The sequence below is a fragment of the Pelomonas candidula genome (assembly GCF_043555985.1).
In the GTDB taxonomy this organism is placed as follows: domain Bacteria; phylum Pseudomonadota; class Gammaproteobacteria; order Burkholderiales; family Burkholderiaceae_C; genus Pelomonas; species Pelomonas candidula.
In genome coordinates, this window is record NZ_JBIGIC010000083.1 from 1 (window position 1) to 265 (window position 265).

Here is a 265-nt window from a genome sequence, read left to right on the forward strand (position 1 = left end):
ACTACTCCAGCCGCTTCAGCACCGCCGCGTCCCAGGCCTACAACCTCGACACCAACGGCCAGGCCGTCACGCTGGCCACCGCCCTCACCAGCTCCGGCGGCTCGCTGACCAAGTCCGGCACCGGCACGCTCACGCTCTCCGGCACCAACACCTATGACGGTGGCACCACGCTCACCGCAGGCACGCTGGCCCTGGGCAGCGCCGGCGCCATCGGCTCCACCGGCACCATCACCCTCGGCGGCGGCACGCTGCAGTTCTCTGCCAG

At 71.3% G+C, this 265-nt stretch carries 1 protein-coding gene; it reads left to right on the top strand.

Annotation, left to right across the window (positions count from 1 at the left end):
- Positions 1 to 265, top strand: a 265-nt coding sequence (locus tag ACG04R_RS28705) for an autotransporter-associated beta strand repeat-containing protein (RefSeq protein ID WP_394418239.1), incomplete at both ends; no start/stop codon positions are given.